Here is an 8,098-nt window from a genome sequence, read left to right as displayed (position 1 = left end):
GAGTTTGGACCGTGTCTCAGTTCCAATGTGGCCGATCACCCTCTCAGGTCGGCTACTGATCGTCGCCTTGGTAAGCCATTACCTTACCAACTAGCTAATCAGACGCGGGTCCATCCTGTACCGCAAAAGCTTTGATAAGAAAGCCATGCGACTTTCTCATGTTATCTCGTATTAGCATACCTTTCGGTATGTTATCCGTGTGTACAGGGCAGGTTACCCACGCGTTACTCACCCGTCCGCCGCTCTTTACTAAAAGTAAATCGCTCGACTTGCATGTGTTAGGCACGCCGCCAGCGTTCATCCTGAGCCAGGATCAAACTCTCAAAATAAATTTTTCGAATTTATATCGCCAACGATATTGTTTCACATCCGTTCAACAACATCCGTTGCTAAAATAAATTTGACTACCTGCTCAGACTATCATTATCTGAATATCTGGCTTGGTTTGTTTTCGATTCTTTAAGAATCAGTTATATAAATTAACCTACTGTTTAATTTTCAAAGTTCATTTTAAGCGACTGTGTCGGCGCTTACTTTTTTGCTTTGCCCTTTTCTTAAGGACAAGTAATACTATATCACCATAATTTTATATCGTCAATACTTTTTATAAACTTTTTTATTTTTATATTTATTATTTAATATTAATATCAATAAATTACTTATATTCACTTAGTTTTAAATATATTGTACTAGTTAATTTTTTCTTATCTTTATTTTTATAATTAATTTTAACTAGTACAATATGTATATTATTTTTTATTTAATATAATTTTCTTCTGTTATCATATGATGTGTGCATATTACCTTCATAATCTAGTTTAGCTTTTATGCTTACTATACGTCTACCCTTATTATGATTTACAGAAATATCCGCATATCTAGCATCATCTGCATTACTTTTTAAATAATCTCTTAGAAATTCTTTACCTGATGTTGTGTCTGCGTTATCAAATACATTAAAGTATGCAGAATCTTTAACTTCTAAAGATATATCATATGTTCCATCTTCTCTTTTATATCTAGTTTCTCTTATATTGTCCATATTACTTCCTCCTGTAAGAAATAGCATAATTATATTTAATTTTTCCATAATATTATTTTTTATTATAAAAAGCTTAAATAAATTATAAAAAAAGAAGAATGCAATTTTGCATCCTCCTTTTTTATAATTTATATTCCATCTTCAGCCAACACAACTTTTCTTATTGGCGGTTTTATACTGTTTATTCCAGCTGTCTTTATAGCCTCACTATCAATCTCAAATCCTAGAGACACCATCATAGTAGATTCAACTAGCATTGGCAGATTAGTTCCACAAAAAACTTCTATATTCGAATGTTCTAATGTTAATTCACTACTAACCTTAAAAGGAGTTCCTCCAGGTAAATCTGTAAATATATATACTTTATTATAAGTATCTTTAACTATGTTTCTTATTTCTTCTTTTAAATCATCTGATGATTTATTTTCTGTAAAATCAACAGTTTTTATAAAATCATATTTTCCTGCAATTAAATCCAAACTACTTTTAAGTCCACTTCCAAAATTCCCATGTCCTGTTATTATTATCATTTTATCCTCCTAGAGTATACCTAAGAATGCTCCTATTAATCCTATTACTACTAATACTAATATATTAACTAACGGAGAAACATTTTTCTTAACTAATCCATACATTCCAAATGTTAATCCAAGAGGTAATAAACATGGCATTATAGAATCTAGTATCTTTTGTAAGTCTATAGTTCCAGACATACTTAAGTATTCTGGAGTAACTATATTTATATTTACATATGATGCTATTAATGCTCCTACTACTATCATACCAAGTACTGTAGCTGATCTAGTAAATTCTTTAGCATTTTTAGTAAGCTTAGTTATACCTTCAACACCAACTTTATATGACCAATGCATAAGACCAAATCTCAATCCTAAATGTACTATATTAAATAACACAAAGAATATAATTGGTCCTAATATACTTCCTTGTAAAGAAAGATTCGCTCCTATACCTGCAGATATTGGTAATAATGTAAACCAGAATATTGCATCTCCTATACCACCTAAAGGTCCCATTGCTGCAACTCTTAGAGCACGTATAGTTTGAACATCTGCCTTTTTTTGTTCAAGAGATAATATTATCCCCATAACAAATGTTATTAAAAACGGATGGCAGTTGAAAAACTCCATATTATGTTTCATTGATGTTGATAAATCTTCTTTGTTTTTGTGTATTTTTTTAAGCCCTGGAAGTATAGAGTATAACCATCCTCCAGCTTGCATTCTTTCATAGTTAAATGATGCTTGTAAAAACATTGATCTCCAAGCCATTTGATTTAATGTTTTATTGTCAAGAGTTTCGCCTTCTGTTTTATCGATATACTCTCTTTGACTTTTTAATGCTTCTGTATTAGATGCCATCGCCTATACCTCCTCCTGTATTTTTAGTTTTCATACTTACATGGAAGTCATAAACTGCTGCAGCTATACCTACTATAGCTATAGCTAAAAGTGGTAATTTACCATATGCTACTAAAACAAATCCTAACATCATAAATAATGCATATTCTTTACTTAACATAACTTTAAGTAACATTGCAAATCCTAGTGCTGGCATCATCTTACCTGCTGCAGTTAGTCCATCCCAAACCCATTGTGGTAATACTTTTGTTAAAGTTTCTCCTATTGCCTGACCTGATAATAATCCAGCTAAAACTATCAATGCAAATGATACTGCTAATATTCCCATAGCCATATAATTGACTCTATCTATACCTTTTGGATTAGCCTCATCTGCTGCCTTATCACATAGTCCCATTAATGGAGACATTACTGTAAATAAAGCTGTTACTGCATATTGACCAAGTAATGCAAATGGTATTGCAAGAGGTAGTGCAGCTGAAGTATCTAATCCTGATTGAATAGCAAATACTGTAGCCATTATTCCACCTATAACTGCATTTGGAGGTTGTGCTCCTCCTACTGGCATTGCTCCTATCATCATAAGTTCATATGAACCACCAACTATAAGTCCTGTTTGTAAATCTCCCATTATAGCTCCTATTATAGGACCAATTACTATCGGTCTATAAAAGGACTCTAAGAAGTTAAATTGGTCTATTGCTGCTATCATTGTAACTATTAATATAAGACCAATTTGAATAAAACTTAATTCCATAAACTTACCCCCTTATTGAATTTTATTTAAATAGTTCATCTAGACTCTCAGCAGATTCACTTGGAACCCTTCTGATTTCTAGCTTCACACCAAGTTCTTGAAGACGTCTAAATGCTTTGACGTCATCATCATCTACGCATACAGCTTTAGATACTTGTCTTTTCCCTTCTGCCATATGCATATTTCCTATATTAACTTCTTTTATTGGTACTCCACCTTCTACTAATCTCACTACATCTTGTGGAGTTTCACATATTATTGCTATATGTTGAGCATCACTTGCTTTGTCTATTATATTTATAGTTTTTTCTATACTAAAATATCTAGTTTGCGCAAAGCTTGGTGCTGCCATATCCATAAGACCTTGTCTAAATTCATTAGCACATACCTCATCATTTGCAACTAATAATAAATTTGCTCCTACACTTGAAGACCACATTGTCGCTACTTGACCATGTATCAATCTGTTATCGATTCTTGTTAATACTATATTTGGCATAATCCCCCACTCCTTAAATTTTGATATTATTTGTTATGTTTTATAAAATTATATTACTTACTTTAATTGTAGTAACTTTTTCAATCTGTGTATTTGTAATTTTGTGTTTATGATTTGTACTTTTATATTCTAGATTCATATAAAAATATGTGTAATTATATATACGAAAACTCTTTTCTCTGTAATTTAAAATACAATATTTTAATAAAATAAAAAGCGATTCATAAGTTATTAAACTTAAGAATCGCTTTTTATTTTATTAACAGGCTTCTACTTCTTCAAACTGACTATTGTATAATTCAGAATAGAATCCGCCTTCTTTTAGTAATTCATCATGACTACCTTGTTCTACTATGTCCCCATCTTTCATTACTAATATTAAATCAGCATTTCTTATAGTAGATAATCTATGAGCTATTATAAAGCTTGTTCTACCTTCCATAAGATTTTCCATAGCTTGTTGTATTAATACTTCTGTACGAGTATCAACAGAGCTTGTTGCTTCATCTAATATTAATATTTTTGGGTCTGCAAGTATAGCTCTTGCTATTGTTAGTAATTGTTTTTGACCTTGAGATATATTGTTAGCCTCTTCATTTATTTCCATATTATATCCATCACTTAATGTCTTTATAAAGTGATCTGCATGCGCAAGTTTTGCTGCTTTTATAACCTCTTCATCACTCACTTTAAGGTTTCCATAACGTATATTATCCATTATACTTCCATTAAATAACCAAGTATCTTGTAAAACCATACCAAATAGATTTCTTAAATCTCTTCTTGTAAATTCTTTTATATCGTGTCCATCTATTAATATCTTTCCACTATTTAACTCATAGAATCTCATAAGAAGTTTTACTATTGTAGTTTTACCTGCTCCTGTAGGACCTACTATCGCTACTTTTTGACCTGGTTTTATTTTTATTGAGAAATCATTTATTATTATTTTATCATCACTGTATCCAAAGTTTACATTTTCAAATTCAACTTCACCTTTAATATTTTCAGTTGATACAGGTGTTTTAGTTTCTTCCATTTCTTCATCTTCACTTAAGAATTCAAATACTCTTTCAGCAGCAGCTGCCGTTTGTTGCATTACATTGGCAATTTGAGCTGTTTGTGCTATTGGTTGCATAAATGATCTTACATATTGAATAAATGATAGTATATCCCCAACTTCTATTTTTTTCTTTATTGTAAGATATCCACCCATTATAGCTACCATTACATATCCTAAGTTTCCTATAAAAGTCATTATAGGCATCATCATTCCAGATAATGCTTGAGATTTCCAAGCAGAATTATATAATGTATTGTTTAGCTCATTAAATTCTTCAATAGCTTTTTCTTCACCATTAAATGCTTTCATTATATTGTGCCCACTATATATTTCCTCTATGTGACCATTAGTGTGACCTAAGTACTCTTGTTGATCTTTAAAGTGTTTTTGAGATTTTTTAACAACAATACTTATAAATACTAATGCTAAAGGTATTATTACTAAAGTTACTAAAGTCATACTTACACTTATTGATAACATCATCACTAGTACACCTATAAGTACTGTCGCTGCAGTTATCATCTGTGATAGTATTTGGTTTAAGTTTTGACTTATTGCATCTACATCGTTAGTAACTCTCGATAATACTTCTCCGTTTGTTGTTCCATCAAAGTATTTAAGAGGTAATTTGTTTATTTTTTCTGATATCTCTTTTCTTAAATTATAAGATACCTTTTGTGATATATCAGATGTAACAAATGTCTGAACAAATGAAAACAGTGCACTTATAACATATAATCCAACTAGCATAGCTAGTGTTTTTGATATGCTAGTAAAATCTATTCCGCTTCCGCTTCCACTTACTTTGCTTACTAATCCTTCAAATATTTCTGTTGTTGCATTACCTAATATTTTAGGTCCCACTATAGTAAATACCGCACTACCTATAGCAAATAATACAACAAATATTAATGACACTTTATATGGACTTAAACGATTAAGTAATTTTTTCATAGTCCCTTTAAAGTCTTTTGCTTTTTCTGAACCTGCCATCATAGAAGGTCCTCCACCCATTCTCATAGGTCTTTTGCTTTTCTTAACACTCATTGACTAACTCCTCCTTTGATAACTGAGATAGTGCAATTTGCTTATATACGTCACAGTTTTCTATTAGCTCTTGATGAGTTCCTTTACCTACCATCTTTCCTTCATCAAGCACTATTATTTGCTCTGCATTCATTATAGTACTGATTCTTTGAGCTACTATTAAAACTGTTGAATCTCCAGTTTGATTTTTCAGTTCTTTTCTAAGTTTTGCATCTGTTTTTAAATCTAAAGCTGAGAAACTATCATCAAATATAAATATCTTAGGCTTTTTAGCTAAAGCACGAGCGATAGAAAGTCTTTGCTTTTGACCTCCAGATACATTCGTACCACCTTGAGATATTTCAGTTTCGAATTTTTCTGGCTTAGTAGATATAAACTCCATTGCTTGAGCTGTTTGTGCTGCTCTTTCAACTTCTTCCTTACTTATATCTCTTGCACCATATTTTATATTACTATCTATTGTTCCAGAGAATAAAACTCCTTTTTGAGGTACATATCCTATTTTTTCTCTAAGATCGTGTTGGCTTACGTCCTTTATATTAACTCCATTTACTAAAACTTCTCCCTCAGTAGCATCAAAGAAACGAGGTATAAGGTTTATTAGAGTTGATTTACCACTTCCTGTACTTCCTATAAATGCAGTTGTTTGACCTGGCTTAGCAACAAAACTTATATCACTTAATACATTATCTTCTGCATTAGGGTATTTAAATGATACGTTTTTAAATTCAACTTCTCCATCTTTTGAATCATCAAATATTTTAGTGTTTTCAACATCTTTTATAGATACTTCTGTACCTAGTACTTCCATTATACGCTTAGCTGATACAGCTGCTCTTGGAAGTATTACTGATAACATTGATATCATTAAGAATGCCATTATTATTTGCATAGAGTATTGTATAAATGCCATCATATCCCCGACTTGCATCGCACCTGCATCTATTTGCTTAGCCCCAACCCATACTATTAGTACAGTTGTTATATTCATAATAAGCATCATAGTCGGCATCATCATAGTCATTATACGATTTACAAATGTATTTGTTTTTCTTAAAAGAGTATTTGTTTCATCAAATCTTTCTTCTTCTATTTTTTGAGTACTAAAAGCTCTTATAACTAACATTCCTGTTAATGATTCACGTGTTACTAGATTTAATTTATCTATAAGCTTTTGAACTCTATTAAACTTCGGTATAGCTAAACTAAATAATACTGTAACAACTATTAGTATTGCACCAATAGCCACTCCTATTATCCAAGACATAGAAGTATCTGTATCTAGTACTTTTAATACCCCACCTATCCCTAGTATTGGAGCATAAAATACCATCTTTATAAACATCGCAGTAAATACTTGTATCTGTTGTATATCATTTGTACTACGAGTTATAAGTGATGCTGTAGAAAATTTGTTAAATTCTACATTAGAAAATCCTACAACTTTTCTAAATACATCTTTACGTATATTTCTTCCTACACCTGCACCAACTCTACCAGCTATATAAACTACTGATATTGTAGCTGCCATACCTACAAGAGCTATTACTATCATTATCGCTCCTGTTTTGAATATATAATTGTTTTGTAACTTAGTTAAGTCCATGCCTATTTTTTCATATTCAGTTTTAACTGCATAAATAGCTGATTGAGTAAGCATGCTAGGATCTAAATCATCTATTTTTTCATCAATAGGCTTCATCATAGTATCTAATTGAGCCTTTGGCATATTTTCTATCATAGGCCATATATCAGTACCCTTTGGTACATTTGGTATATCGCCTTTATCACTAGCCATATTTATAGCTGCTACTCTCATCATAGAGTCAGACATTATCTTGTTTAAGCTATCTATAACATCTTTATCTTTAGTATTTAATTGGTATAAAGGTTCATTCTTAAGTGCAGGATACTTTTCAACTTCTTTGTTATACTCCTTGTCACTTAAGTCTTCTTTGTCTATCAAGTTATAATATTTTTCAACCTTTTCTTTTTCAGTGTCGTTCATAAATATTTTTAACTTCTTAAATTCTGTTTCTCTTATAACAACTGGTACTGCATTTTCTATACCACTTTGTTGAATTCCTACGTTTACTATGTTTGAAGTATAATCAGGCAATGATAAATCACACATTGCTTGAACTACTAAAAGCATAACCGCCATAATAATTGACACAATAAACGGTTTTGAGTATTTAAAAATCTTAAACATAGCTTAAAATTCCCTCCATTTAATTTTAGTCTTTTTACACAATTTATAGTTTTTGATGTATAATAATATTAAACTACTTATACTAGTTAATAGTTATAC

General features: G+C 30.9%; 7 protein-coding genes and 1 rRNA gene. All 8 read right to left on the bottom strand.

Annotated features, from left to right (window positions below; translation table 11 throughout):
- Positions 1-329 (bottom strand): 16S ribosomal RNA (locus I2H23_RS09210); the annotation flags it as partial.
- Between the two features lie 431 nt (positions 330-760).
- Complete coding sequence (locus I2H23_RS09205; protein WP_166504837.1) at positions 761-1,042, bottom strand: hypothetical protein; 282 nt, start codon at positions 1,040-1,042, stop codon at positions 761-763.
- A 128-nt stretch (positions 1,043-1,170) separates the two neighbouring features.
- The gene (locus I2H23_RS09200) at positions 1,171-1,572 is read right to left on the bottom strand and encodes a PTS sugar transporter subunit IIA (RefSeq protein ID WP_092923033.1); all 402 of its coding nucleotides are present in this window, start codon (positions 1,570-1,572) and stop codon (positions 1,171-1,173) included.
- Positions 1,573-1,581: 9 nt separating this feature from the next.
- On the bottom strand, positions 1,582-2,421 hold the full coding sequence (locus I2H23_RS09195; RefSeq protein ID WP_092923030.1) for a PTS system mannose/fructose/sorbose family transporter subunit IID: 840 nt from the start codon (positions 2,419-2,421) through the stop codon (positions 1,582-1,584).
- Positions 2,411-3,178, bottom strand: a complete 768-nt coding sequence (locus tag I2H23_RS09190) for a PTS mannose/fructose/sorbose/N-acetylgalactosamine transporter subunit IIC (protein WP_092923027.1) — start codon at positions 3,176-3,178, stop codon at positions 2,411-2,413. The genes I2H23_RS09195 and I2H23_RS09190 overlap by 11 nt, the downstream gene beginning before the upstream one ends.
- 22 nt (positions 3,179-3,200) lie before the next feature.
- A complete protein-coding gene (gene agaB / locus I2H23_RS09185; RefSeq protein ID WP_092923024.1) occupies positions 3,201-3,677 on the bottom strand; it encodes a PTS galactosamine transporter subunit IIB in 477 nt (158 codons plus the stop codon).
- Positions 3,678-3,936: 259 nt separating this feature from the next.
- Entirely contained in the window at positions 3,937-5,787 is a 1,851-nt protein-coding gene (locus I2H23_RS09180) for an ABC transporter ATP-binding protein (RefSeq protein WP_207733564.1), read from the bottom strand.
- A complete protein-coding gene (locus tag I2H23_RS09175) occupies positions 5,777-7,999 on the bottom strand; it encodes an ABC transporter ATP-binding protein (protein WP_166504836.1) in 2,223 nt (740 codons plus the stop codon). Before I2H23_RS09175 ends, I2H23_RS09180 begins: the two co-directional genes overlap by 11 nt.
- Between the last annotated feature and the right edge of the window lie 99 nt (positions 8,000-8,098).

This window comes from Romboutsia sp. BSD2780061687b_171204_C1, from assembly GCF_015560225.1.
In the GTDB taxonomy this organism is placed as follows: Bacteria; Bacillota; Clostridia; order Peptostreptococcales; family Peptostreptococcaceae; genus Romboutsia_C; species Romboutsia_C hominis.
This window is presented reverse-complemented; position numbering and strand designations above follow the sequence as displayed.

Bases quoted from the DNA above. Each gene is read 5' to 3' on its own strand.
- I2H23_RS09205 (WP_166504837.1), bottom strand. From the start codon at position 1,042: ATGGACAATATAAGAGAAACTAGATATAAAAGAGAAGATGGAACATAT.
- I2H23_RS09200 (WP_092923033.1), bottom strand. From the start codon at position 1,572: ATGATAATAATAACAGGACATGGGAATTTTGGAAGTGGACTTAAAAGT.
- I2H23_RS09195 (WP_092923030.1), bottom strand. From the start codon at position 2,421: ATGGCATCTAATACAGAAGCATTAAAAAGTCAAAGAGAGTATATCGAT.
- I2H23_RS09190 (WP_092923027.1), bottom strand. From the start codon at position 3,178: ATGGAATTAAGTTTTATTCAAATTGGTCTTATATTAATAGTTACAATG.
- agaB (WP_092923024.1), bottom strand. From the start codon at position 3,677: ATGCCAAATATAGTATTAACAAGAATCGATAACAGATTGATACATGGT.
- I2H23_RS09180 (WP_207733564.1), bottom strand. From the start codon at position 5,787: ATGAGTGTTAAGAAAAGCAAAAGACCTATGAGAATGGGTGGAGGACCT.
- I2H23_RS09175 (WP_166504836.1), bottom strand. From the start codon at position 7,999: ATGTTTAAGATTTTTAAATACTCAAAACCGTTTATTGTGTCAATTATT.